The organism is Ancylobacter pratisalsi (genome assembly GCF_010669125.1).
Classification (GTDB): domain Bacteria; phylum Pseudomonadota; class Alphaproteobacteria; order Rhizobiales; family Xanthobacteraceae; genus Ancylobacter; species Ancylobacter pratisalsi.
The window spans coordinates 620,885-643,892 of sequence record NZ_CP048630.1; the positions used below are offsets into that span (position 1 = coordinate 620,885).

The 23,008-nt window shown below is 66.3% G+C and carries 27 protein-coding genes, 1 tRNA gene and 1 pseudogene; 10 read left to right on the forward strand and 19 right to left on the reverse strand.

Annotation, left to right across the window (positions count from 1 at the left end):
• Nucleotides 1–74: 74 nt before the first annotated feature.
• The 9 genes from phnN to phnG are packed head-to-tail and all read right to left on the reverse strand — an operon-like array spanning nucleotide 75 to nucleotide 6,953.
• Nucleotides 75–662 carry a phosphonate metabolism protein/1,5-bisphosphokinase (PRPP-forming) PhnN gene (gene phnN, locus G3A50_RS03090; RefSeq protein WP_246252089.1) on the reverse strand — a complete coding sequence of 196 codons (588 nt, stop codon included), beginning with the start codon at nucleotides 660–662 and terminating at the stop codon, nucleotides 75–77.
• The gene (locus tag G3A50_RS03095) at nucleotides 659–1,798 is read right to left on the reverse strand and encodes an alpha-D-ribose 1-methylphosphonate 5-triphosphate diphosphatase (protein ID WP_163073893.1); all 1,140 of its coding nucleotides are present in this window, start codon (nucleotides 1,796–1,798) and stop codon (nucleotides 659–661) included. Before G3A50_RS03095 ends, phnN begins: the two co-directional genes overlap by 4 nt.
• 22 nt (nucleotides 1,799–1,820) lie before the next feature.
• Complete coding sequence (gene phnL / locus G3A50_RS03100; RefSeq protein WP_163073894.1) at nucleotides 1,821–2,522, reverse strand: phosphonate C-P lyase system protein PhnL; 702 nt, start codon at nucleotides 2,520–2,522, stop codon at nucleotides 1,821–1,823.
• Nucleotides 2,523–2,530: 8 nt separating this feature from the next.
• The gene (gene phnK, locus G3A50_RS03105) at nucleotides 2,531–3,325 is read right to left on the reverse strand and encodes a phosphonate C-P lyase system protein PhnK (RefSeq protein WP_163077245.1); all 795 of its coding nucleotides are present in this window, start codon (nucleotides 3,323–3,325) and stop codon (nucleotides 2,531–2,533) included.
• Entirely contained in the window at nucleotides 3,325–3,864 is a 540-nt protein-coding gene (locus G3A50_RS03110; protein WP_163073895.1) for a GNAT family N-acetyltransferase, read from the reverse strand. The genes phnK and G3A50_RS03110 overlap by 1 nt, the downstream gene beginning before the upstream one ends.
• Nucleotides 3,861–4,760, reverse strand: coding sequence for an alpha-D-ribose 1-methylphosphonate 5-phosphate C-P-lyase PhnJ (locus tag G3A50_RS03115; RefSeq protein ID WP_163073896.1), 900 nt, complete (start codon nucleotides 4,758–4,760; stop codon nucleotides 3,861–3,863). The genes G3A50_RS03110 and G3A50_RS03115 overlap by 4 nt, the downstream gene beginning before the upstream one ends.
• Nucleotides 4,757–5,860, reverse strand: coding sequence for a carbon-phosphorus lyase complex subunit (locus G3A50_RS03120; RefSeq protein WP_163073897.1), 1,104 nt, complete (start codon nucleotides 5,858–5,860; stop codon nucleotides 4,757–4,759). The genes G3A50_RS03115 and G3A50_RS03120 overlap by 4 nt, the downstream gene beginning before the upstream one ends.
• Nucleotides 5,861–5,863: 3 nt before the next feature.
• Nucleotides 5,864–6,475 (reverse strand): phosphonate C-P lyase system protein PhnH, encoded by a 612-nt coding sequence (gene phnH, locus G3A50_RS03125; protein ID WP_163073898.1) that lies wholly within the window; start codon nucleotides 6,473–6,475, stop codon nucleotides 5,864–5,866.
• Nucleotide 6,476: 1 nt separating this feature from the next.
• The gene (phnG, locus tag G3A50_RS03130; protein ID WP_163073899.1) at nucleotides 6,477–6,953 is read right to left on the reverse strand and encodes a phosphonate C-P lyase system protein PhnG; all 477 of its coding nucleotides are present in this window, start codon (nucleotides 6,951–6,953) and stop codon (nucleotides 6,477–6,479) included.
• Nucleotides 6,954–7,046: 93 nt separating this feature from the next.
• On the opposite strand from phnG, the gene phnF reads away from it, so the two are divergent.
• Nucleotides 7,047–7,841 (forward strand): phosphonate metabolism transcriptional regulator PhnF, encoded by a 795-nt coding sequence (gene phnF / locus G3A50_RS03135; RefSeq protein ID WP_343037833.1) that lies wholly within the window; start codon nucleotides 7,047–7,049, stop codon nucleotides 7,839–7,841.
• Between the two features lie 10 nt (nucleotides 7,842–7,851).
• On the forward strand, nucleotides 7,852–8,460 hold the full coding sequence (locus tag G3A50_RS03140) for a pyridoxamine 5'-phosphate oxidase family protein (RefSeq protein WP_163073901.1): 609 nt from the start codon (nucleotides 7,852–7,854) through the stop codon (nucleotides 8,458–8,460).
• Here G3A50_RS03140 and G3A50_RS03145 read toward each other — a convergent pair.
• Complete coding sequence (locus tag G3A50_RS03145) at nucleotides 8,454–9,551, reverse strand: alpha-hydroxy acid oxidase (RefSeq protein WP_163073902.1); 1,098 nt, start codon at nucleotides 9,549–9,551, stop codon at nucleotides 8,454–8,456. The genes G3A50_RS03140 and G3A50_RS03145 overlap by 7 nt on opposite strands.
• A 172-nt stretch (nucleotides 9,552–9,723) precedes the next feature.
• Here G3A50_RS03145 and G3A50_RS03150 point away from each other — a divergent pair, with 172 nt between their 5' ends.
• Nucleotides 9,724–10,314 carry a hypothetical protein gene (locus tag G3A50_RS03150; RefSeq protein ID WP_163073903.1) on the forward strand — a complete coding sequence of 197 codons (591 nt, stop codon included), beginning with the start codon at nucleotides 9,724–9,726 and terminating at the stop codon, nucleotides 10,312–10,314.
• Here G3A50_RS03150 and G3A50_RS03155 read toward each other — a convergent pair.
• Nucleotides 10,301–11,230 (reverse strand): metallophosphoesterase family protein, encoded by a 930-nt coding sequence (locus tag G3A50_RS03155; RefSeq protein ID WP_163073904.1) that lies wholly within the window; start codon nucleotides 11,228–11,230, stop codon nucleotides 10,301–10,303. The genes G3A50_RS03150 and G3A50_RS03155 overlap by 14 nt on opposite strands.
• A 63-nt stretch (nucleotides 11,231–11,293) precedes the next feature.
• Between G3A50_RS03155 and G3A50_RS03160 the strand changes: the two genes are divergently transcribed.
• The 4 genes from G3A50_RS03160 (at nucleotide 11,294) to G3A50_RS03175 (ending at nucleotide 12,873) form a co-directional block, all read left to right on the forward strand.
• Nucleotides 11,294–11,782, forward strand: coding sequence for an NUDIX domain-containing protein (locus tag G3A50_RS03160; protein WP_425483438.1), 489 nt, complete (start codon nucleotides 11,294–11,296; stop codon nucleotides 11,780–11,782).
• A gap of 131 nt (nucleotides 11,783–11,913) precedes the next feature.
• Nucleotides 11,914–11,990: transfer RNA gene (locus G3A50_RS03165), tRNA-Met, on the forward strand.
• A gap of 372 nt (nucleotides 11,991–12,362) precedes the next feature.
• A complete protein-coding gene (locus G3A50_RS03170) occupies nucleotides 12,363–12,572 on the forward strand; it encodes a cold-shock protein (protein ID WP_163073906.1) in 210 nt (69 codons plus the stop codon).
• A 106-nt stretch (nucleotides 12,573–12,678) separates the two neighbouring features.
• A complete protein-coding gene (locus tag G3A50_RS03175; protein ID WP_163073907.1) occupies nucleotides 12,679–12,873 on the forward strand; it encodes a hypothetical protein in 195 nt (64 codons plus the stop codon).
• Between the two features lie 233 nt (nucleotides 12,874–13,106).
• On the opposite strand, the gene G3A50_RS03180 is transcribed toward G3A50_RS03175, so the two are convergent.
• On the reverse strand, nucleotides 13,107–14,201 hold the full coding sequence (locus G3A50_RS03180) for a SagB/ThcOx family dehydrogenase (protein ID WP_163073908.1): 1,095 nt from the start codon (nucleotides 14,199–14,201) through the stop codon (nucleotides 13,107–13,109).
• Between the two features lie 431 nt (nucleotides 14,202–14,632).
• On the opposite strand from G3A50_RS03180, the gene G3A50_RS03185 reads away from it, so the two are divergent.
• Nucleotides 14,633–14,869: a hypothetical protein gene (locus G3A50_RS03185; RefSeq protein ID WP_163073909.1), complete on the forward strand. Its 237-nt coding sequence runs from the start codon at nucleotides 14,633–14,635 to the stop codon at nucleotides 14,867–14,869.
• On the opposite strand, the gene G3A50_RS03190 is transcribed toward G3A50_RS03185, so the two are convergent.
• Nucleotides 14,841–15,701, reverse strand: coding sequence for a helix-turn-helix domain-containing protein (locus G3A50_RS03190; RefSeq protein WP_163073910.1), 861 nt, complete (start codon nucleotides 15,699–15,701; stop codon nucleotides 14,841–14,843). The two genes, G3A50_RS03185 and G3A50_RS03190, sit on opposite strands and share 29 nt — an antisense overlap.
• 510 nt (nucleotides 15,702–16,211) lie before the next feature.
• Between G3A50_RS03190 and G3A50_RS03195 the strand changes: the two genes are divergently transcribed.
• Nucleotides 16,212–16,652 (forward strand): BA14K family protein, encoded by a 441-nt coding sequence (locus G3A50_RS03195; protein ID WP_163073911.1) that lies wholly within the window; start codon nucleotides 16,212–16,214, stop codon nucleotides 16,650–16,652.
• A 96-nt stretch (nucleotides 16,653–16,748) separates the two neighbouring features.
• Here G3A50_RS03195 and G3A50_RS03200 read toward each other — a convergent pair whose 3' ends face one another.
• The 3 genes from G3A50_RS03200 to G3A50_RS03210 form a co-directional block, all read right to left on the reverse strand.
• The gene (locus tag G3A50_RS03200; protein ID WP_163073912.1) at nucleotides 16,749–17,231 is read right to left on the reverse strand and encodes a nucleoside deaminase; all 483 of its coding nucleotides are present in this window, start codon (nucleotides 17,229–17,231) and stop codon (nucleotides 16,749–16,751) included.
• A gap of 51 nt (nucleotides 17,232–17,282) precedes the next feature.
• A complete protein-coding gene (locus G3A50_RS03205) occupies nucleotides 17,283–18,233 on the reverse strand; it encodes an antibiotic biosynthesis monooxygenase (protein WP_163073913.1) in 951 nt (316 codons plus the stop codon).
• A 209-nt stretch (nucleotides 18,234–18,442) separates the two neighbouring features.
• Nucleotides 18,443–18,880, reverse strand: coding sequence for a BA14K family protein (locus G3A50_RS03210; RefSeq protein WP_163073914.1), 438 nt, complete (start codon nucleotides 18,878–18,880; stop codon nucleotides 18,443–18,445).
• 187 nt (nucleotides 18,881–19,067) lie between these two features.
• Here G3A50_RS03210 and G3A50_RS03215 point away from each other — a divergent pair, with 187 nt between their 5' ends.
• Nucleotides 19,068–19,877, forward strand: a complete 810-nt coding sequence (locus G3A50_RS03215) for a glycosyltransferase family 2 protein (RefSeq protein ID WP_163073915.1) — start codon at nucleotides 19,068–19,070, stop codon at nucleotides 19,875–19,877.
• A gap of 194 nt (nucleotides 19,878–20,071) precedes the next feature.
• On the opposite strand, the pseudogene G3A50_RS22525 reads toward G3A50_RS03215, so the two are convergent.
• From G3A50_RS22525 to G3A50_RS03230, 3 genes and pseudogenes are all read right to left on the reverse strand, one after another.
• Nucleotides 20,072–20,464 (reverse strand): annotated as a pseudogene (locus tag G3A50_RS22525) (phosphatase PAP2 family protein); the annotation flags it as partial.
• Nucleotides 20,465–20,910: 446 nt separating this feature from the next.
• Nucleotides 20,911–21,216 carry a lipid-A-disaccharide synthase N-terminal domain-containing protein gene (locus G3A50_RS03225; RefSeq protein ID WP_163077247.1) on the reverse strand — a complete coding sequence of 102 codons (306 nt, stop codon included), beginning with the start codon at nucleotides 21,214–21,216 and terminating at the stop codon, nucleotides 20,911–20,913.
• A gap of 5 nt (nucleotides 21,217–21,221) precedes the next feature.
• Nucleotides 21,222–22,940: an ArnT family glycosyltransferase gene (locus tag G3A50_RS03230; RefSeq protein ID WP_163073917.1), complete on the reverse strand. Its 1,719-nt coding sequence runs from the start codon at nucleotides 22,938–22,940 to the stop codon at nucleotides 21,222–21,224.
• Nucleotides 22,941–23,008: the final 68 nt, after the last annotated feature.

Here is a 23,008-nt window from a genome sequence, read left to right on the forward strand (position 1 = left end):
CCGCATTCGCAACATGGCCGGGCTTATCCCGGCCATGTCGCGTTCTGGGGTGTGGCGCTGCATGGCCCGGAGGATCACAGCCCGCTCAGGAACGCCGCCAGCCGCTCGCCCGCGGCATCGGCCGCATCGACATTGAGGATGCGCAGGTCCGGCGGGGTCGAGAGCGCCGGTTCGCGCGCCAGCCGCCGCAGCACCGCCTCCCCCTGCTCGCGCCCGCGTGCGGCAAGCCGCGCCGCCAGCACCTCGGGCGGGGCCGTCACATGCACCACGACGACGCGGGCAAAGCGCGCGCGGGCCTCATCAAGCGCCGCCCGCGAGCCGTTGGCGACCACGATCCGTCCGCCCGCGATCTCTTCCGCGATCTCGGGGCCGAGCGCGTAGCTCAGCCCGTTGGCCTGCCAGTGCAGCGGGAACCGCCCCTCGGCGACATCGCGGGCGAAGTCCGCTTCATTGACGGCGATATGGTTCTCGGTGGCATCGGCCGGCCGGGTGATGCGCCTGCGGGCGAAACATATGTCCGCGCGGTCGGCGAGGCGCGCGCGCGCATAGGCAATCAGCGTGTCCTTGCCGGCGCCCGAGGGCCCGACCACCAGCACCAGCGGGCCCGGCCCGAGCCGTTCCCCACCGCGATTCCCGCAAACGCCTGCCCCCGCCTCGCTCACGCGATCCGCTCCCCCTCGCGCCACACCATGCGCGCCACCGGCGCCGGGCCGGCATCGGACACGCGCAGGAAATCCGCCCTCTGGCCGCTGGCCAGCCGCCCGCGATCGGTCAGGCTCGCCGCATCCGCCGGATTGGCGCTCACCATCGCCACCGCCTGCGGCAGCGTTATGGCCTCCACCATCTGCGGCAGGGCGAAGGCGGCGAGCAGCAGGCTGCCGGGCACGTAGTCGGACGAAAGGATATCAAGCACGCCCGCGCGGGCCAGATCGGCGGCGGCAACATTTCCGGTGTGCGAGCCCCCGCGCACCACATTCGGCGCCCCCATCAGCACGCGGATGCCGGCGCGGTGCGAGCCGTTCGCCGCGTGCGGCGTGGTGGGAAACTCGGCGATCGCCACCCCGTCCGCCACCGCTTCCTCCACATGGGCGTCGGTGGCGTCGTCATGGCTGGCCAGCACGATGCCCCGCTCATGGGCCAGTTCCACCAGCCGCACGCGGTTGGGGCGGGCATGGAGCGCGTGCGCGCTCATGCGGTCGGCGACGATGATGTCCATCTCGGCATCGCTCATGCCGCTCTTCTTCTTGTAGTAGCTGCGGAAATGCGTCTCGGTCAGAAACTGGCGCTGGCCCGGCGTGTGGTCCATCAGCGAGATCAGGCGCACGTCGCAGGCGTCCATGAGCGCCCGCGCGTCTTCCACCACGCCGTCCGCCGCCACCTCGCAGCGCAGGTGCACATGGTGCTCGGCGCGCAGCAGGCCCGCCTGCCCGGCCTGCGAGAGGGTGCGCGCCAGCAGCGGCGCGTCGCCATCCATGCCCACCGCGCGCTTGTCGGGCCACACCCGCAGGGAATCGAACACGGTGGTGATGCCGGACGCGGCGATCTGCGCGTCATAGGCCGTCACCGCCGCGAAGGCGTTCCACATCACTCGCGGGCGCGGATAGAGATGGCCCTCCACATGGTCGGTGTGCAGTTCCACGAAGCCGGGCAGCAGGTAGTCGCCGGCCATGTCCAGCGCCGCGCGCGGCACCGCCCCTTCGCCGATCTCGGCGATGCGCCCGTCCCGCACCACGAGATGGCCGTGCCGCACCTCGTCGGGCAGCACCAGCCGGGCATTGGCATAGATGGTCTCGTTCATCGCACCCTCACTCACGCTCGGCTCACGCCGCCTGCCCGAACGTCGTCACGTCGATCACCCGGTCGCACACCGCCTCGCGCACCTCGGAATCATGGAAGATGCCGAGAATGGCCACGCCGGCGCGTTTCTTTTCGCCGATCAGCTCCACCACCACCTGCCGGTTGGCGGCATCCAGCGAGGCGGTCGGCTCGTCCATCAGGAGAAGCGGGCGATGGGCGATCAGCCCGCGCGCGATGTTCACGCGTTGCTGCTCGCCGCCCGAAAAGGTCGCCGGCGGCAGCGGCCACAGACGCTCGGGCAGGTTCAGCCGCCCCAGCAGGGCGCGCGCGCGCGGCAGCGCTTCCTCGGGCGCGACACCGTCGCCGAGCAGCGGGTCGGCCACCACGTCAAGCGCCGACACGCGCGGGATCACGCGCAGAAACTGGCTGACATAGCCCATGGTGTGGGCCCGAAGGCGGATCAGCCGGCGCGGAGCGGCCCGCGCGACATCCACCTGCTCGTCGCCGTCGCGCACGCGGATCGCGCCCGCGTCCACGCGGTAATTGCCGTAGACCATTTTCAGCAGCGAGCTTTTGCCCGCACCCGAGGGCCCGCCCAGCGCCACGCATTCGCCGGCATGGAGTTCAAACGAGGCGCCCGAGACCACCGGCAGCCGCGCACCCTCGCGCAGATGCAGCACAAAGGTCTTGCTCAGTCCCGATGCCTGAAGGATTGGTTCGCTCATCTCAGCCCTCATGCCGCCAGAACCGAAGACACCAGCAACTGGGTGTAGGGCTCGCGCGGGTCGTCCAGCACCTGGTCGGTCAGCCCGGTCTCGATCACCCTGCCGTGCCGCATCACCACCATGCGGTGCGACAGCAGCCGCGCCACGGCGAGATCATGGGTAACGATGATCACCGCCAGCCCCATCTTCGCCACCAGCGAGCGGATCAGATCCAGAAGCCGCGCCTGCACCGACACGTCCAGCCCGCCGGTGGGCTCGTCCATGAAGACGAGGCGCGGGCGGGTGACGAGGTTGCGCGCGATCTGAAGCCGCTGGCGCATGCCGCCGGAAAAGGCGCGCGGGTCGTCGTCGATCCGGTCGGCATCGATCTCGACCTGGCCCAGCCAGTCGCTCGCCTCCTCGCGGATCTGGCCATAATGCCGCCAGCCCACCGCCATCAGCCGCTCGCCGACATTGCCGCCGGCCGAAACCGCCATGCGCAGCCCCTCCGCCGGGTTCTGCCGCACAAAGCCCCAGTCGGTGCGCATCAGCAGCCGCTTTTCCGCCGGCCCGAGCGTGGAGAGATCCGCCAGCCGGCCCTCGCGCAACCGGTAGGACACCCGCCCGGCGCTGGGCGCCAGCTCGGTGGAAAGCAGGCCGAGCAGGGTCGATTTGCCCGAGCCACTCTCGCCCACCACCGCCAGCACCTCGCCCGGAAAGATCTCCAGGGAGACGTCGCGGCAGCCGATGCGCGCGCCGTAGTTCTTCGAGAGTCCCTCGGCGACGAGCAGCGGGGCGTCGTCGGTCGCAATCGGGTTGGTCATCATACGCGCTCCGCCACATCGGGTCCGCTGGGTCCGCCGGGTCCGCCGTCCTGGCCGGGCATGACGACCCTTTGCCGGGCGCCAACGTCACGTCCCGGCTCCGTGACGTAGCTGTAGCCATGGCGCTCGAAACCGAGGCTCTCGTAGAAGGCGTGGGCGCCCTCGCGCGACATCCGCGTGGACAGGCTCGCCTTGTAGCAGCCCTTCTCGCGCGCCATGGCCAGCGCCGCGTCCATCATGGCGCGACCGATCCCCCGCCCCTGAGCGGCGGCGGCGACGGCCACCGCCTCGATGACGGCCGAGCGCGCGCCGCGATGGGCCATGTTGTCCATCACCAGCAGCGTGAAAGTGCCGAGCACCGTGCCGTCCGCCTCGCCGACATGCAGCGTGTAGTCGGGATAGCGCGCCATCCGCTCGAAGATCGCCCGCGCCTCGGCGACGTCGAGCGCGTCTTCCGCGTCGAGTTCGCGATAGAGCGCCAGCACGGCGGGCAGGTCCGCCGGCTCGGCGGGGCGGATGATGAGTTCGCTCGCACTCATGCCGCCTCGCCCGCCGGCACGCCCAGTTCGCCAACATGCCCCTGTTCCTGCCGGCCGTTGCAGAAATCGGTGTCCGAGCAGACGAACATCCGCCCGCCGCGATCGTCGAGGATCACCTCGTCGAGATAGACCCCCGTGGCCGCGCACAGCGCGCAGGGCTTGGCGAAGCGCTGCACCTGAAAGGGGTGATCGTCGAAATCCAGCGAGCGCACGCGTGTGTGCGGGGGAATGGCGTAGATCCGCTTCTCCCGCCCGGCACCGAACAGCTGGAGCGCGGGGCAGTCATCCATCTTCGGGTTGTCGAATTTCGGAATCGGCGAAGGATCCATCACATAGCGCCCCGCCACTTCCACCGGGTAGGCATAGGTGGTGGCGATATGGCCGTGCCGGGCGATGTCCTCATAGAGCTTCACATGCATGAGGCCGTATTCGGCCAGCGCGTGCAGCTGGCGGGTCTCGGTCTCGCGCGGTTCGAGAAAGCGCAGCGGTTCGGGAATCGGCACCTGGTAGACCAGGATCTGGTCCTCGCTCAGCGGCGTCTCGGGAATCCGGTGCCGGGTCTGGATGATGGTGGCCTCGGTGGTGGAGGTCGTGGTCGCCACCTGCGCGGTCTTCTCGAAGAAGCCGCGGATCGCCACCGCATTGGTGGTGTCGTCCGCGCCCTGGTCGATCACCTTCAGCACGTCGTCGGGGCCCAGCACCGCCGCCGTCACCTGCACACCGCCGGTGCCCCAGCCATAGGGCATCGGCATTTCGCGCGCGGCGAAGGGCACCTGATAGCCGGGAATGGCGATGGCCTTCAGGATCGCCCGGCGGATCATCCGCTTGGTCTGCTCGTCGAGATAGGCGAAATTGTAGGTGATCTCCGGCATGCCGCCGACTGAACGGGCATTCATTCCGCCGCCTCCTTCCGCTCGGCCGCCTGCTCGGCCCGCATGCGGCGCACGAGATCGAGTTCGGCCTGGAAATCCACGTAGTGCGGCAGCTTCAGATGCTCGACGAAGCCGGTCGCCTGCACGTTGTCGCAGTGGGAGAGCACGAATTCCTCGTCCTGCGCCGGGGCGCCGGGCTCCTCGCCCAGCTCCTTCCAGCGCAGCGCCCGCTCCACCAGCGCCATCGACATCGCCTTGCGCTCGCACTGGCCGAAAACGAGGCCATAGCCGCGGGTGAACTGCGGCGGCACCTCGGCACTGCCCTTGAACTGGTTCACCATCTGGCACTCGGTTACCTCGACGTCGCCGATGGAGACCTCGAAGCCGAGTTCCGGAATGTCGAGCACCACCTCCACCTCGCCGAAGCGGATCTCGCCGACGAAGGGGTGCGAGCGGGCATAGCCGCGCTGCGTCGAATAGCCGAGCGCGAGCAGATACCCTTCATCGCCCCGCGCCAGCGTCTGCAGCCGCGTCGCGCGGTCCACCGGGTAGCTCACCGGCGCGCGGGTGATGTCGAACGGGTCGGACCCGTCGTCCTCGGGAGAGGGTTCGATCAGCCCCTCGGCGCCGATCAGGTCGGTCACGCGCGGCATGGCGGGCGCCGCACCGGCCTCAGCGCTCCCACCGTCCTCATCGTCCGCCACACCGCCCTCATCATCCACGCCCAGCGACGTGTCCAGCAGCCGGTGCGTGTAGTCGAAGGTGGGGCCGAGCAGCTGCCCGCCCGGCAGGTCCTTGAAGGTGGCGGAAACCCGCCGCCGCACCAGCATGTCGCCGGTATCGAGCGGGCGTGAGGCCCCGAAGCGCGGCAGGGTGGTGCGGAAAGCGCGAATGAGGAAGATCGCCTCGATCAGGTCTCCCCGCGCCTGCTTGATCGCCAGCGCGGCGAGCGCGGCGTCATAAAGCGAGCCCTCCGCCATCACCCGGTCCACCGCGAGGGTCAGCTGTCCGGCGATCTGCTCCAGCGTGATCGCGGGCAGATTCGTGTTTCCTCTCCGACGCTTGGCGAGAAGTTCATGTGCGTTGCGGATGGCCTTTTCACCACCCTTGGCGGCCACATACATGGACTAGCCCTCCCTCACCGAAACCGAGCGCGGCAGACCCGCGACATGCCCGGCGCCTGCCAGCAGCAGGTCCAGTCCACGCGGAAACAGCGCCCTGTTGCGCGTCATGCGGCCCGCGAAGTCCCCCGGCAGCGGGTGCGCTCCGAAGGACGCGCAGCCCTCGATACCGGGCCCCTCAAGCTGGAAGCCGGGGCCATGGGAGCTTGTGTCCTGGAAGCCATCCACCTGCAGGATCAGCGTCGTCGACTCGTCCGGGAAATCCGGCGAGCCCTGACAAAACATATCAAAATCAATAAGTTCTGTAGGCCGCGCGACAATGGCGAACCGCGCGTCTGCCGGCGCGTCGACGATCGGCGCCCCGGTGTGAAAGCGCAGGAACTCGGCCACCGCCGGCTCCTCCGCCAGCGGGGCATCCAGCCAGAGCGGGGTTTCGAAGTCGCACAGCGCCAGCGCCAGCGCCGCCGCCTCGCGGTTCAGCGGGGCCGGGGGCGTGATGTCCGCCGACAGGGACGACAGACGTCCGGGCCGCGCCAGCGCCCACATCGCCGCGCGAAAGGTTGCCTGCGCCTCCGATACGGGATCGCGAAAGCCAAGAGCAAGTAATTGATCCGACATATCAATCCTCCCCGCGCACGAGCGTGAAGAAGTCCACCTTGGTGGCCGCGGTCTCCGCCTCCACCGTGGCGCGACGGGCGGCGAGCCGGGCCCGCACCGGGGCCAGAGCCGCCTCCACGGCGGCGCGACGGGAGGCGTCCTGCCACAGCGCATCAAGGATCGCGGCCTGCCGCGCCGCCCCCGCATCGCGGCCGAGGCGATAGGCAAAGCCGGCCTGCCCGCCTTCCAGCCGCACGGCGGCCCGCGCCACCGTCGCCTCACCGAGGTTGAACGGGGCACCATCGCTCCCGGTCCGCCCGCGCAGCATCACCAGCCCGACCTGAGCCGGACGCAGGTCGCTCGCGGCTGGAACCGGGGCAAGGGCATCGAGAACAGACGCCAGCTCGGCCGGCTCGGCCCGCGCGACAAGGGCCATCGCGTTTTGCCGGGCGACCTGCAACGCATTGCTCGAATTTAGCTTTTCTTCGGCGCGGTTCATGAGGAATCTGGAGACGTTGGGCAACAAGACCGTTTACTTACGGCCGAATTTGTATAATGATCTATACAAACAGGCAAGCCCGATCCGAACCGGATGAGCACAAAGATGAATGCGAGCGACGACACATCGATGACGGGCCCGGCCATCGCCGATGAGGCGGGCGCCAATGATGTCGCGCGCGGCACCGGGATCGCGCTGTGGCGACAGATCGTCGAGCGGATCGAGGCCGAGATCGCCGAGGGCAAGCTGGCCCCCGGCTCGCGGCTACCGACCGAGATGGAGCTCGCCGAACGTTTCGGCGTGAACCGTCACACCCTGCGCCGCGCGCTCGGAATGCTGACGGAACAAGGGCTTATCGAGGCCACGCCGGGGCGCGGCACCTTCATCAAGGAGCCACCGCTGCGCTATCCCATCGCCTCGCGTACACGCTTCTCGGAGATCGTCTCCGGCGAGGGACGTGCGCCGGGCGGGCGGCTGGTGGGCTCCCGCGTGGAGACGGCAAGCGCCGAGATCGCCGCCGCGCTCCGCCTTCCGCCCGGCGCCTTTGTGCTGCGCATCGACATGCTGCGCGAGGCGGACGGTGTGCCGCTGACCCTCGGCAGCCACTGGTATGAAGCCGAACGTTGCCGCGACCTCGATCTGGTGGTCGCGGCCACAGGCTCGGTCACGCGCGCGTTGGAAACACTGGGTCTTGGCGACTATCGCCGGCTGGAGACCCGCGTCACCGCCCGCCTCGCCGACGAAGAGGAGCGCAAGCAGCTCAGCCTTCCGTCCGGGCGCGCGGTGCTCGTGGTCGACGCCATCAACGGCGATGCGCAACGCCGCCCGATCCAGTATTCAAGGGCCCGTTTCGCCGCCGACCGCGTCCAGCTCGTGGTCAAGAACTGAAGGGTGTCTCATGGCGCGCATCACCAGCCTCGAACAGCTTCGCAGCCTCTACGCCGAGCCGCGGGACCGCAGCCGGCGCAAGGTGTTGCCCGCACTGGACGGGCACTGCCGCCGCTTCATCGGCCTCTCGCCTCTGGTGATGATGGCCAGCTTCGGCGCCAGCGCGCGGGCCGACGTCACGCCCCGTGGCGACGCGCCCGGCTTCGTGCATGTGGAAGATGAGCGCACCCTGCTGATCCCCGACCGCCCCGGAAACAACCGGCTGGATTCGTTGACCAATCTGCTCGCAAACCCGGCCGTCGGGCTGCTCTTCCTCATTCCCGGCGTCGACGAGACCTTGCGTGTCAACGGCACCGCCGCGATTCACGACGATGAAGACCTGACCGCCCTTTTCGAGATCGAAGGCCGTCGGCCGACAACGGTTCTGCGCGTCGCCGTGGAGGAAGCCTATCTGCATTGCGCCAAGGCCTTCATGCGCTCGCACGCCTGGGAACCGGCGCATTTCATGGACCGCGCCTGCCTTCCCAGCATGGGGGAGATGCTGCGCGACCAGCTCGGCCTCGCCACCGCGGAGACCCAGGCCGAGATGCTGACGCGCTACCGCGAAACGCTTTACTGATCGCTCCAGATCACGTGGGGGCCGATGTCGGCGAGATGCGCGCAACCGGTGAGCACCATCGCGATCTCCAGCTCGCAGCGCAGCAAATGCAGCACATGGGCAACGCCCGCCGGCCCGGCCACCGCGAGACCATAGAGACAGGGCCGCCCAACCAGCACGGCCGAGGCGCCGAGCGCCAGCGCCTTGAGCACATCCGTGCCGCGCCGTATGCCGCCATCCATCAGCACCGGCACCTTTCCCGCGACCGCGCGCGCGACGGCCGGCAGCGCGTCGATGCTCGCCGGCACCGTGTCAAGCACCCGCCCGCCATGGTTCGAGACGATGATGCCGTCGATGCCCAGCGCCATCGCCTGCTCGGCATCCTCGGGGCTGAGTATGCCCTTGAGCAGGATCGGAAGGCGCGTCGCCTCCCGCAGCCTGGCGATGTCGTCCCAACGCGCGGCGACATCGAGAAAGCCTCGGAACATAAGGCTTTCACCCAGTGCCGCGTGGGCGACATGGTCAGTATGCAGCCCCCGCAGATTGGCGTGCTCGGAGAGCTTGCTCGGCTGGTAGCCCGCACGCTGCTCGCGGTTGCGCAGACTGTGGATCGGCGCGTCGACGGTGACGACCAACGCACCGTACCCAGCCGCTTCCGCGCGCCGCACCAGTTCGATGGTAAAGCCACGATCGTGCTGGATATAGAGCTGGAACCAGAGCGGCCCCGTGGCCCGCGCGGCGATTTCCTCCAGCGTGAAGTCGGATTCGGTGCTCACCACCATGCCGGCCTTCGCACCGCCGGCCCCGATCACCGTGCCCAGTTCGCCCTCTGGCGCGGCAAAGGTGTGATGCGCGGTCGGTGCGACCAGAATCGGGTGCACGAACGCCTGCCCGAACAGGGAAAGCTCCGTACCCCCGCCCTGAAAGCTGCCGAGCACGCGCGGCGCGAGCTTCCGCCGCTCAAACGCCTCGCGGTTCCAGCGCACGGTCGTCTCGTCCGCCGCACCGCCAGCGTAATAGGCGACGGCCTGAGGCGACAGGCGCTCAAGGGCAAGGCGCTCGTAGTCGTCCAGCGCCACCGCGTCCTGGGGAATCTCAAAGCTCCTCGCCATTCACGTCGTCCCTTCCGAACCGCTCAACACTCGCGCGCGACGCATTGCGGCTGTCACAACCCTACCCATGCGCGAACCGCCCATTAACTGCCGCAGTGTTACCATCGTTTATGCGGATGACGCGACGGAGCCGGCGCGTCGGCGCCGGGATTCGGGGGCGAGGGTTACCATCATGGACGATGCCGACCGCACGCGCGGCGACACGACCGGTCTGTCGCTTCGCGATGCCGTCCGCACGGCACGGCTCGAAGCGGCGGAACGCTCCGGCGTGATCGTGGAGCTGCGCGATGCCAGCCTCGCGCGGCTGTCCATGCTCAACGAATTGCTGGATCCGATCTTCGCCGAGGTGCCCGACGAGCACGCCGATCTGTTCGATCGCGGCCTCATGCCCGGCGAGACCCCTCGTCTGTTCGTCGATATGGTGGCGCACATCGCGCTGGGACGCGACCGGCGTACCTATCGCCTGCTGCAGGACACCCGCGCCGGACGGCGCGTGCTGGCGGAAAGCAGCAACCCCCACGACATTGCCGATGCGGTCACACGCTACATCGCCCGCCGCCTCGTCGCCCGCGAGCAGGCGATGGCGGCCAGTTCAGCGCCCGAAGAAATCGCCCCGCGGCCGGCGCCTCACCATCCTGTGCCGACAGCGCCCGCCACATCAGCGCGCAGCGGGCGGGCGAGTGCGTTCCTGTTCGGGCTCATTCTGGGGGCGATGGCACTTGCGGGCGCAACGGCGCTCGGCGTCAATATCAGCCTGCGCTAAGATCGGTGCTGAGCACGCGCACCGTCCGGGTATCGACCGAAGCATCGCCACTCTTGAACCCGCGCGCTTCCATCGTGCAGCGCCAGGGAAATTTGGCATCCGGCAGTCGCTCGATACGGTAGAGGTTATACCCTCCCGGCCAGTGCCGGTCCTCCGGCCCCGCAGCGAAGGACGGGGCCTCGACGACGGGTATCAGGCCGGAACCCGGCCCGTGAATCATCTCCACCATCGGCACGTGGTCATGGCCACAGATCACCAATTCCGCTCCATGCCGCGCCAGGCAATCGCGAACCAGTTCGGCATCGATCAGACGCTTGTGCGTTGAACGCGTGCCGCAGGGCGGGTGGTGGATGAGCACCACGCGGAACAGCCCCTCCTCGGCAAGCTCATCAAGGATGCGGCCGAGCCGTTCACGCTGGCCGGAACCGACCCTGCCGGTCGCCATGAAGGGACGGGTCGGCACTGCCGTCGAGACTCCCACAAGCGCCACGCCGTCGCGGCGGCGCACGAAGGGAAACGCCTGCTCCGCGGTGACATCACCGTTCACACCGTCACCACGCATATAGTCGCCCCAGTTCAGCAAGGCGTGATGCGCCGTGGATCGGACATAGGCGTCGTGATTTCCCGGCACCACGGTGACGTCGTGCCCCTCGCCCAGCGTCTTCAGGAAATGAAGTGCCGTGGTGAACTCGGCCGCGAGGCCCACATTCACAAGGTCGCCAGTAACGGCGATATGGTCCGGAGCCATCGCCTTGATATCGGCGACCAGCAGGTCGATCGTAGCGATGTTGAAACGGTGCTGGCGGCCACGCCGCCAGTTGATCACGCCAAGCGCACGCTTGCCGGCAAGCTCGGCGAACCGGGCGCGCGGCAATGGGCCGAGATGGGCGTCGGTGAGATGGGCGAGAACAAACACGAGGGCTTCCTTATCAGCCCCGCCCCTTCCGAGGAAGGCGGCGCGGGCGCGCAGCCAACTCAATTGAGCGATACTTCAGAGCGCCGTCGCCCACCGCGCCCGCCTCTTGTCACCCGGCTCATCCATGGCTGGCGGCGCCTCGCCCACGGCATGACGCTCGGCGTACGCGCCGTGGTGATCAACGAGGCGCGTGAGGTGTTGTTGGTGCGTCATTCCTATGTATCCGGCTGGCACCTGCCGGGAGGCGGTGTTGATGCCGGCGAGGCCGCCGAGCATGCTCTGGCGCGCGAACTCCTGGAAGAGGCGGCCGTGACACTTATCGGAAGGCCGAACCTTCTCGGCCTGCTGCTCAATGGCCACCTCGCGCGGCGCGATCATGTGGCGCTTTATGTGGTGGAGACGTTTACCGCCGGCACGCCGCGGGTGCCGAATCGCGAAATTATCGAGGTCGGCTTCTTCCCTATCGACGCGCTGCCTGAAGAGACAACCGCCGCCACACGCCGGCGCGTCGCTGAAGTGCGCAGCGGCAGTCCCCCCGCCACGTTCTGGTAACGCCGCTCGCGGGCGCTTTCCGGCCCTGACCGGACGCTAAGACGTGTGCATTCCCCGCTCGTGCCTTGACACCATCGCGGGCGCTTCCTTATATCGCGCGCATTCGCGGATCAGCTCGGCTGGTTCGCTGTGGCGGGGTAGCTCAGCTGGTTAGAGCACGGGAATCATAATCCTGGGGTCGGGGGTTCAAGTCCCTCTCCCGCTACCACTAAACTCTTCTTCCCTCTCATTGCGCGATGTCGCCCCGGGGTGTTCGTTACAGGCCCGGCGGCGAGGGCTGGCGTGCGACTTGGCACGCGCGGATCCGGCGCGAGAGTCCGGGACGTTACTTGCACGCCCTCCACACTTGCACGCCCTCCTCGCGCGATATCATCGAACGTGAATACGAGCGACGAAATAACGTCTGCGCGGGCTTGTTAACGAGCTTTGGCCGTAGTACAGTGTTTGTGTCGATCTTGTACGTTGAACTTTGTCTTGCGCAGAATTGCGCCGTAGCGAACTTCCTCTCAAATCGATGTTAACGTAACGCTCGCGCGGTTGCGGGCGGTAGCATTTCTATGTCGACTTAAAGGATATCGTGATGGCGACAGGTACTGTGAAGTGGTTCAACGGCCAGAAGGGCTATGGTTTCATTCAGCCGGATCAGGGCGGACCCGACGTGTTCGTTCACATTTCGGCAGTTGAGCGTTCGGGCCTTATGGGCCTGACGGATGGTCAGAAGGTTTCTTACGAAATCGAATCCGACCGCCGCAGCGGCAAGCAGTCGGCTGCCAACCTCAAGGCTGCGTGACGAATTGCCTCCGGTCTTTGACCACGGATGTACTGGCATTGATCGTAGAGGCGTTGGAGAGGCCGGGGCAACCCGGCCTTTTTTCATTCGAAGGAGGCCGGCCGTTATGCCAAAGATCACGCGTGATCCGCTGTTCAAGCCCAACCTGTCGAAGTCAGAAAGCAAGGCCGATGCTGTTTCCCGCGCAGCTATGGCAATAATCGAGCGCGAAACCACGCTTCAATCGGCAAAGACCGCCCGCTTGCGTGAAGCCCGCCTGGCCAAAGAAGCCGGCGAGATCACCGGAAAGTCCCGGCGCTAGACGCCAGGACCCGGATCCCCCACACGGCTCCCTGCACCTGCAAGCTCCGGCTCGCCTTTGACTGGCGGACGCAAGGGTGGACGCAGGTCCGTCCCATACGATGACATATTCCGCGCTGTGAGAGACCTGGCGTCGCGCCATTTTGGCCGACGATGCTCACCGTCGCGCAGACGCACGCGCAGTATCATCGGTACGCGCGCCGTCCGCGGTAGCACTGCCCGATCACCTGCCAATCAATGCTCGGTGCGCGACACGACCGGCATGCCATCGGCAAGCTTCTCCTCGCTCGGCGGGAAACCGAGGGTGAGCGCGTAGATCGGTGTCGAGAGAATGGTGTCGCCCAGGTTCAGGCAGCGTTCGATGGCCGCATGATGGAGCGCCGCCGTCGGACAGGCCGATAGCCCGTAGCGCGTCGCGGCGAGCATGACGTTCTGGCCAATGTGGCCGGCCTCGATCAGCACGACGCGATACGCCCCGGCATCGTCATATTTCCACATCGTGCGTTCGAAATGCGCGCACAGCAGTATCACTGCGGGCATGTCGTCCGCCCAGTCCTGTGATCCCAGCAGTTCGGACGGCAGCGGAAACTCGGCGCCCGGCAAACGCCCAAGCGTGTGCTCCGCTGCGGCATAGTGATAAAAGCCCGGCTCCAGCCCTTCGACCGCCCGCGCGTAGACATAAGCCTCGAACGGGTTTCGCGCCCCACCCGATGGCGTCATGCCAAGCGGCAGTTCGCCGACGCAGTTGCGCGTTTTGCCGGTGATCCCCATGCCGGCAAACAGACAATCCGACAATTGCTGGATGGTCACCGGCTTTGGTGCGGCTTCGCGTACAGTGCGGCGGCGCGCCATGAGCTGAAGCAGCTCATTGCCTTCGAACGGCGATGGCAGCATCGTAACGGAAAGAGCGCTGGCCTGCCCGAGAAACAGCGGCGGCTGGTCGCTTGCTGCGGCCTTCTCAACCTGCAGCGCCTCGGCCTCCTCGATCGGCATACAGGGCCGGTCGCGCAGGCTGAAATGAAAGGCCGCGGCAGGAATTCCCCACTTCCAGCGCGCCTCGAAATACTCCTCGGCCGCCGCCTTGCCGGAACCCGCCGTCACCAGCGCCCCCACTTCGATGAGTTGATCGACCGTCTCGCGCAGCTCGGTGGAAGCGAGCTGCGGCAGCCGCCTTTCAAGCTCGGAAAGGCTGGTCCAGTCGTCGACGACATTAAGAAGCAGCAGCAGATCAGGGCTGCACTGGAATGCGGATCGCGAGAGGAAGTTGAACGCTTCAACCGTTCCCTCTCGGCGGGAAAACAGGAGCGTGCGGGCCGCGCGAATCTGCATGTGTCACTGTCCTGGAGGCTCGGTCCCGGGAGGGCCCGCCCCGCTGGTGCGGGACGGGCTCACCGCATCACGCCTTGTTGTACTGCATGGCCGGCGTAACGAACGTGCGGCTGGGAGCGTCAGCAACCTTCACGGTCAGGTTCAGCTTGCGTTCGATGGTCTGGGTGCTGGTCTTCATAATCGCTCTCCGTAAATCGAAGAGGACCGCCATTGATCCTCCCCGCCATGTCAGGCCGTTTGAGGGGCGGCGACAAGAGCAATATTCGGCGAAACCTTCTCTTTAATATCAGTAACTTAGACGTAAATTTAAATTAAATAGCGAAGGTTTCGCTGTTTAATGCACATGCGGCCATGGTCGGCGACGAAGCCGAAATCTAGTTTGGATGGGGTACTCGTACCGGCGTGGGAAGCGGATGTTCGACGGATGCATCATGACCGCGCCCATTCGGCTGTTCGCCGAGGGCTTTGGCCATGGGGTGCGCGCGGAAGAACATGCTGCGGGCGACGCTATGGCGCGCATCGAGGCAGGCATCGAAGCCCTTCGCGCACGAGGTCCGGGTCCCGGAATGGAAGAGCTTGCGATCCTCGACGAGCTTTTGGCCTTGCTGGCGGAAGAGGGCAGGAAGCTCGACGAAGAGGCTACCAGAGACTCCGCTCACCCTCTTTGATCGGCTGGACCGAGAGGTCGAAGCGCCGCACCGTCGCGAGCAGCGAGCGCGACTGCTCCTCCAGCGTGTCCACGATGATCGGATCCAGTGTCGGATCGTCGCTCGACAGCACGTGCGACGCGCGGATAGCGGCGCGGAGCGTCATCCGCGGCGGGCACTGTTTCAGGACCACCGCCGTCACGACGGGCCCTGAGGGGTTGAGAATGCTGGCGTGCCCGCTCAGCATGGCCTCTGAGTGCGTCAGCCATCGCAGCACCAGCAGCGTCGGCTCCTGGCAGCCGACCTGGTTCATGGCGACGAAATAGAGCCAGTGGCGACGCTCCACGACGATGCCGCGATGATCGCCGCGAAAGTGCGACCACCAGGATCCTTTCGCTTCAGAGCGCCCAGTCAGCCGCCGGAACGAGGTGATCCCGTTGTCGCTGCGCACCACGATGAGCGAACGCATGAGACTGCTCGGCTCATGCGGCGTCAGAAAGTAGGCAAAGTACAGCCCCGATTTGAGCGAAGTGCTCCCCTCGATCTCGAACGACTTCATCGTCGCCGCCAATTCGTGCAGCGCGAGCCCTTCGTCCTCGACCGTCCCGGTGGGCACCGGAGCCTTCACGCCATACGGGCGAGCCGGCTTCGCCTCTTCGAAGAGCTCCCTGTCGCTGACACCGAAATAGCTGCACAGCCGCGCCCGCGTCGCCTCGCGTGGCACCAGGTCTCCCGCGAGGTACTTGTTCATCTGCTGGCGGTTGATGCCCGTGGCGCGACAAACCTCAGCGATGCTCTTCTGCTGCTTGCAGAGGCGCGTGAGATTGGCGGCGAATATGGCTCGCAGAAGCATGGGGCATCCAGACGGGACAGCGCGATATGATTCGAGTTTAAACGAAGGATCCTACCGGGCTGTTCACCGCGACAGTTCGACGAGAACAAGGAGCTGCGACGCCTCGCCCCAGATTGTGCCCTCGGCACGCCATCCACCGGCTGGCAGAACAACCCACGAGATATATTGGCACTTTGGTCGTGCATGTCACCGCCTGCGCTGGTCATTGAGCTGTGACACCTCGCATGTCCGGTAACGTATTCAGCTCGCACAAGATCGCAGCGCTCGTCCTCGGGCGCCCGGCACCCCTCTCGCGTTCCACACGAACCAATAGCCGGCCACGGTTGGCGCATCGCCGTCGCCGCGCCAAAACTCCGACCTTGAAAGGGAATTGAACGAGGGTCGGATCCCGGGACACCCTGCCCTGCCGATCGACACACGCCGCCGCAAACGCCTCTCAACACATTGTCTCGACCCGGGTACTGACCTTTCGATACAGTGCGGCTCCGTTAATGCCCCTGGGAGAGATAAATGAGGCCCCTATTGGTTACTGCGCTCGTGCTCGGCCTGACCGGCACGGCCGTTGCGCAGCCATCCGTCCCGATCGCTCCGCAGGTACCGGCAAGCCTTGTCGAGGTTCAATATGGAGGGCCTCCCGGCTACCGCCCGCCGCCCGGCTATCGACCCGGCTATCGTCCGGGATACCGGCCGGGATACCGCCCCCCGCCGCCCGGCTATTATGGTGGCGGCTACTACAACAATGGCTACAACAATGGCGGCGCGGTTGCCGCCGGCCTGATCAGCGGCCTGCTGATCGGCGGCATGCTGGGCGCGGCGGCCTCCCAGCAGAATCAAAGCGCCTACAATCAACATGTCGCGTGGTGCGCGCAGACCTATCGCTCTTATCGGTCGTCGGACAACTCGTTCCAGCCCTATAACGGCCCGCGCCAGCCCTGCGTGTCGCCTTACTGAGCAAAGGAGAGGGCGGCGTCGATCCTCGATCAACGCCGCCCTCTCCTTCCTTCTGCCAGCCACTGGGCCGCCCGCCCGTGAGGCGGCGGGCCAGGCTCAATAGGGAACGCGGTCTTCCTTGTTCTTGTACTTCTTCCACACCTCGACAGCCTCCGGCTGCATGATCTGGACGCAGGTGATGGAGCGCTCGCTGACCGGCTTCTTAAGTTCCTGGTAGATCATGCTGTCGTCGAAATCGCCGTATTCCAGCGCGTCCATGTTGGTGGACGCGTAGAAGACGCGCTCGATGCCCGCCCAGTAACAGGCCGCCATGCACATCGGGCAGGGTTCGGCACTGGTATAGAGAGTCGCATTCGTCAGCTTGAAGCTCCCGACCTTTTTGCATGCCTTGCGGATGGCATCGATTTCGCCATGCCAGGTCGGGTCATTCTCCGCAACGACGCGATTGGCCCCCTCACCGATGATCTCGCCGTCCTGCACGATCACGCAGCCGAATACCCCGCCGGCGCTGTCGACCAGCGACGTCTTCTCGGAGAGAGCAATCGCCCGGGTCATGAACTTCTCGTCGTCGGCTGTCATCTTGCGTTCCTTGATTGACTGGAGGGACCTGCACGTCACAGCTTCGCGTGTTCAGGGGAACAACAGCGACAACAAAACCAATTCGCTGGCATAGACCGCAAACAGCACAAGCACGCCCACGCCCTCGATGAGTGCACGGTGCTCGGGAGCGGGCTGCAGCCACCACTTCATGCAGGCGCGCACCAGCCCGACCAGCGGCCAGGATACCAGCGAGACGCTGATCGCATTACCGATGAACGTTGCCGCGGCAATCGGCAGGCCGGCGAGATAGGGGCTGAGAAAACGGATCTCCAGCATCACCACCGGAAACAGCGCCATGAGAACCAGCGCGGTCTGCTTCCATGCCGCGGGCGATGCGCCGGCGCCCGGTGGCGCGAACCATTCCCCGAATCCTGCGGGCAGGCGGTGGCTATGCCAGCGCGATATGTGGGGATCGGACTTGTCGAGCAGAGCCCCACGCTCGGGAGAATTGACCCACGTGTCGAGGGCCTCGGGCGTGGCGAAGCGGACCAGGGTTGTCCAGTAAGGCAAGTCTGCCGAAAGCGGCGCCTGAACCAGGGTTCCCATATAACCGGGGAAACGCGCCTGAACCGCCTGAACGGATTCGGCCCAGGCTAGGAAGTCGGCTTGACGGCCCGGCTCGACATTCGTGGTGATGACCTCGGTCACGGCGGCGACGGCGTGGAAATCGGGTGCCGCCTCCTCCACGAGGTCGTCGACACCGGCCGGCCTCAGTGGCGAGAGCCCGGCGAGTAGCCCGGCACGCGCGGCATCGGCCATCCACGCATCGAGCGCTCCGTGAGAGGTGAAACGCTGGACCACCTGCCAGAGCATCGCGCCCGCATAGGCCGGTATGAACTCGATACTGAGAAAGCCGTCAAAGGATGAGGCATGGCGTGTGAAGGAGGCCTGCCAGTCCGCGAACTGGGGTTCGGCGCCCTCCCGCAATGCGACCCGCGTTGCAACGGCACTGACGGCGGCGCTGGCCAGCTCGGCCGTCATCTTGCTCACTCCAGCACAGTGCGGGCGCCCATGATCTGACGATCATATTGCTTGAAGAAGCGTGCTGAAAGCAAAGTCTTTGTGGACGTCGGCGAGACGTGAAACCCGCCGACAGCCGGTCGCCGCAGCGAACGGCCGAAGCCCGGAGAATCCGGGCTTCGGGGTTGGCAACGTCACGGCATGCCGTTCTTCTGCGCGTGGCCTACAGGTCAGTAAGGCGACACACACTGACGGCGCGGGCCGTTATAGGGCTGGTACGTGTTGTCGTAAGCCCGATAGGAACGGTAGTTGGCCGCACACCAACGAATATGCGCGTTTCCGCTGGGGACGACGTAACGCGCCGGCGGCGGGCTGGCGACCGCCCCGCCGATCGCTCCGCCGATCAGCGCCCCGGCCGCAAAAGCGCCCGCAGGATACCACCAGCCATTGTAGCGCCGGTACCCCGGTCGGTAGTAGTTATAGCCACGATGTCCGTTATAATAATGCCGACCACCGCGATAGTAATAGCCACGAGGTGCACGCACCTGTTCGACATTCGACTGCGGTGTTGATACGGCATTCAGCCCGAGAGGGGCCGCGAATGAGGGAACAGCACTTGACGTTACGGAAACAACCGCCGCCGTTAGCGCAATCATGATCTTCTTCATCGTTTATTCCTCCGAAGATACGATCCATGCTCTGACGTTATCGAGGACAGGATGAATGCGGCCTGAATGGAATTTGTTCCCCGCGTGGCAGGCTCGCGCGTGGCAGGACGCCGCTTTCGAGTGCCGAGGTTCATCGCGCCTTCATCGAGCGGCGACAGTGTAGGTTTGAGGGCCGGAGCAAGTCAGGATGCGTGTTTCGATTGTCATTCCCGCCTATAACGAGACCGGCAACATCGCCCGTCTCGTCGCGGAAACCCTTCAGGTTGTGCCAGACGAATGTCTCGGCGAGATCATCGTCGTCGACGACTTCAGCGACGACGCCACCGGCGACGAGGTGAAGTCGCTTGCCGCCTCCCATGGCGGGCTGCGCTATCTGCGTCACGCCAGCCGTGCCGGTCAGAGCGCGGCGCTACGCACCGGCATCCTCGCCGCGCGCTTCCCGGTCATCGCCACGATGGATGGCGACGGGCAGAACGACCCGGCGGACATCGCCAGCCTGGTGGCTCGGCTCGCGGCGCCGGGCACGGATGGGCCGGCTTTGGTCGGCGGCATTCGCGCCAAGCGCCGCGCCACGGGATCGCGACGCATCGCCTCGATCCTCGCCAACCGCCTGCGCGACTTCCTGCTCAAGGACGACTGCCCGGACACCGGGTGCGGCATCAAGGTGTTCTGGCGCGAGGCCTTTCTGCGCCTGCCCTATTTCTCCGGCATGCATCGCTATTTGCCGGCGCTGTTCATCAGTTACGGCCGCGACGTCGCCTATGCGCCGGTGGGTGACCGTCCGCGCCTTGCGGGCCAGTCGAAATACACCAATTTCGGCCGCGCCCTGATCGGCATTTACGATCTGGTCGGCGTGTCCTGGCTCAGGAGGCGCACCATCGTTCCGCTGATTGCCGAGGACAGCGATGTCGCGATCCCGTTGAGGAACGGGCCCAGCCAGGCAAACGAGGCTATGGTGCCGAGCGTGGACGACAAGGCTCCGACGGGGACACTTTGAGTGCCCAGCCAGTCCGTGGCGATCCCAAGGCCGCGGACAGCGCCGCGTAGAGCACCTGCCGGCAGCGTGAACAGTGCCCGCGCGAAGGCGGTTCTCTGCGCCCGCCAGGCCAGTCCGATCCGGGTAAGTTCGCTCTCCAGCCGCTCATTGCTGAAGGTCTCGGCATAGGCGACGTAGAAGGCGCGCCGCAGCCCCACCGCCAACGTCAGAACCAGCGCCGTCGAAATGGTGATGTCCGACAGGAAATGGGCACCGGCCGCCACCCGGTTCATCGACACGGCCGCCGCCACCAGCCCCAGCAGCACCAGAACCTGCCGCCTCCAGGGGCGTGGCAGGTAGAGCGCTAACGGGATGAGGCATGCGATTGTTGCCGCCTCGCCGGAAACGAACGAGCGATGCGAGAAGATGTGCTCGCCGAACGACCACGCATCGACAAAGGGAAGCTGCCCTCCGAACTCGTCGACATTCTTGGGACGAGGTCGGCCCCAGAAGTTCTTGAGAACGCCGTTCACCAGCAAGGCCGGGCCGAGCAAGTACAGCATCACGAAATACAGCGAGAACCGAGGAGCAAACAGGCTGGGGCGCATCGGATTGAGAAGCTTCAGCAGCAGCACGACGCCGAGCACGATGCCGACCGCGACCGAGACATAGCTTCCTGCATTGCGCAGATCCTGCAGCAGCGCGACCCGGGCCAGTGGAAAGCCTTCGCCCGGCACGTAGAACAGGCGTGACACCGCGAGATCGATCGACGGGGCGATGATGAAGACCGCTGAGATCAGGAATGTCAGATAGACAAAGGTCAACACCCTGTTGTCACGGTAGAATACGCAGAAAAGCGCGCAAACCTCCTTGAACAAAATGCCGCTCCTTCCACCCCATCACGCCCGCGATGAATGGAAAAAGAGGGCACGCCCGTGACGTCGAAATGAAAGGACAATGATGACTGGATGACGTCTTGCGACGACCGGCCTTTCTCGGCAGCGGCCCGAGACTTCATCGAGCGCGGCGGCCTCGCGGCCCCGCGCCGCAGCGGTCAGCTACCGGGTTCGGCCTCCGCCGGCGCGCCGGCGCGCCCGGACCGCTCGCGCAGCACGAAATAGATGTTGCGGCTGTAGATCAGAAGCCCCGCAGCCTGACCGACCATGAACACCGGATCCTGGCGATAGATCGCATAGGCCAGCAGGGTCATCCCTCCGCCCATCGAGAAGCCCCAGAACGCCACGGGAACCACCGAGCGACGTGCCCGCTCACTTGCAATCCACTGCACCAGGAAACGCATGGTGAAGAGAGCCTGCCCGACAAAGCCGATCATCAGCCACGGGGTAAGGGAGAACGTCATGTTGCTCACGGCCCTTTCGTGCCGGCGCCCTGCGGCGCGACGAGGAGATCGAGCGAGAGAAGGCGACCATTGCCAAGATTAACGCCGTTCACCGTATCGAGCGAGCGCGCGGTGCGGCCAAGTTCGGCCATGCGTGCATCGAAACGGGCGCGCTGGCGCGTGTCCACCACGGCCACACGACAGCCCGGTTCGGCAAGAAAGTCGGCGGCCTGCGCGCCATCGCCTGTCAGCGTATTCGTGCCGATGTTGAACAACAGGCTCGCTTCGGAAAAGCCGGACACCATCGCCTGGGGGTGGACGCAATCGACATCCGCCGCAATGGCTGCCGCCAGGCGCGGGGAAACCCACAGTGCCTCGAGCCGCGGCGCGACCACGCCGAAACCGAGCGTGTAGAGCACGACGGCCTGCGCCAGCAGCACACGATAGGCACTCGTCATGCCCGCACCCAGCGCCTGCCACACCACGATGGCCCCGATCGCGGCGGCAAGAAGCGCAAGCGCCACGGCTTCGACCGACACCGCGGCCTCGAACCAATAGAACGCACCCACCAGCCCGACGCCTGCCAGCACGCCGCCAAGAGCCGCCATGACGACCAGGGTGCGCATCCACCAGGATGGCTGGTCGAGCCGCCCGGATGCCAGCGCGGCGCCGGCGAGCAGCGCAATCGCCGGATAGGTTGGCAACGTATAATGCGGCAGCTTGGTCGCCGTGATCTCGAACACAATCCAGAACGGCACGATCCAAGCGAGGCAGAACCGCACCGCCGGCGTGCGCCGGTTGGTCCACACCCACGGCAGCGCGGACACCGCCAGCGCGGCCCCCGGCCAGAAGATGACGAGGAAGGCGGCCAGATGCGCGCCGGGCGGCGCGCCGTGAGACTCCTGCCCTGTCGCCACCTTGCCGAGCAGGTCCTTACCGATCGCCTCGTGGAAGAAGTCCGTGCCGGAGTGCATCGCGATGGCGATCAGCCAGGGCAACACGATGACCAGCATCAACGGCACGCCCAGCACCGGACGTAGCACCCTCAGCCAGCGCCAGTCGCGATCCCACAGCGATACGCCAATCGCGGTAAACGCCGCGAGCATGGGCGCAATCGGCCCCTTGACGAGGATCGCCGCACCCATCGCCCCCCAGAACAACAAGGGCCAGCCAAGCGAGACCTTCTCGCCGCGCGCGACATAGAGCCGTGCCAGGGCCAGCTGACCGGCCACGGCACAGGCAAGCAGCGTGGCGTCGGTCTTGGCGAGCCGCGCCTCGCCGCCGAGGACGACGCAGGCGGCGAGCAGCGCTCCCGCCCAGAAGGCCGCCCGAGCCCCGAAAAGCCGCACCCCTATGGCGTGAGTCAGCAAAATGGCAAGGCAGGCGGCCAGCAGCGAGGGAATGCGGTAGGCCCAGATCGGCGCGTGCGCCCCCAGCCCCGTCAGTTCCACCGCCGTGGACTGCAGCCAGTAGATCCCGATCGGCTTCTTGAAGCGCGGTTCAGCCCCCAGGCGCGGCGTGATGAAGTCGCCGCTTTCCACCATCTGCCGGGTCGCCTGGGCAAACCGTGCCTCGTCGCGGTCGATGACCGGGAGGGTGAAAAAGCCCGGCAGCACACAGGCGAGGAAAAACAGCACCAGAAACAGCCGGGCACGCCAGATACTGGCCTCGCCATCCACGCCAACCAGCGACGAGCGCGGTGCGCGCGCGCCATCGTCGGCCCCCAATCGAGCTGCCTCGCTCATCGCTTCGTTCGACCCCATCGCCCTTCAAAAGCCCGCCACCGGCTTCCTTGCTGGCCTTGCGTGACCAC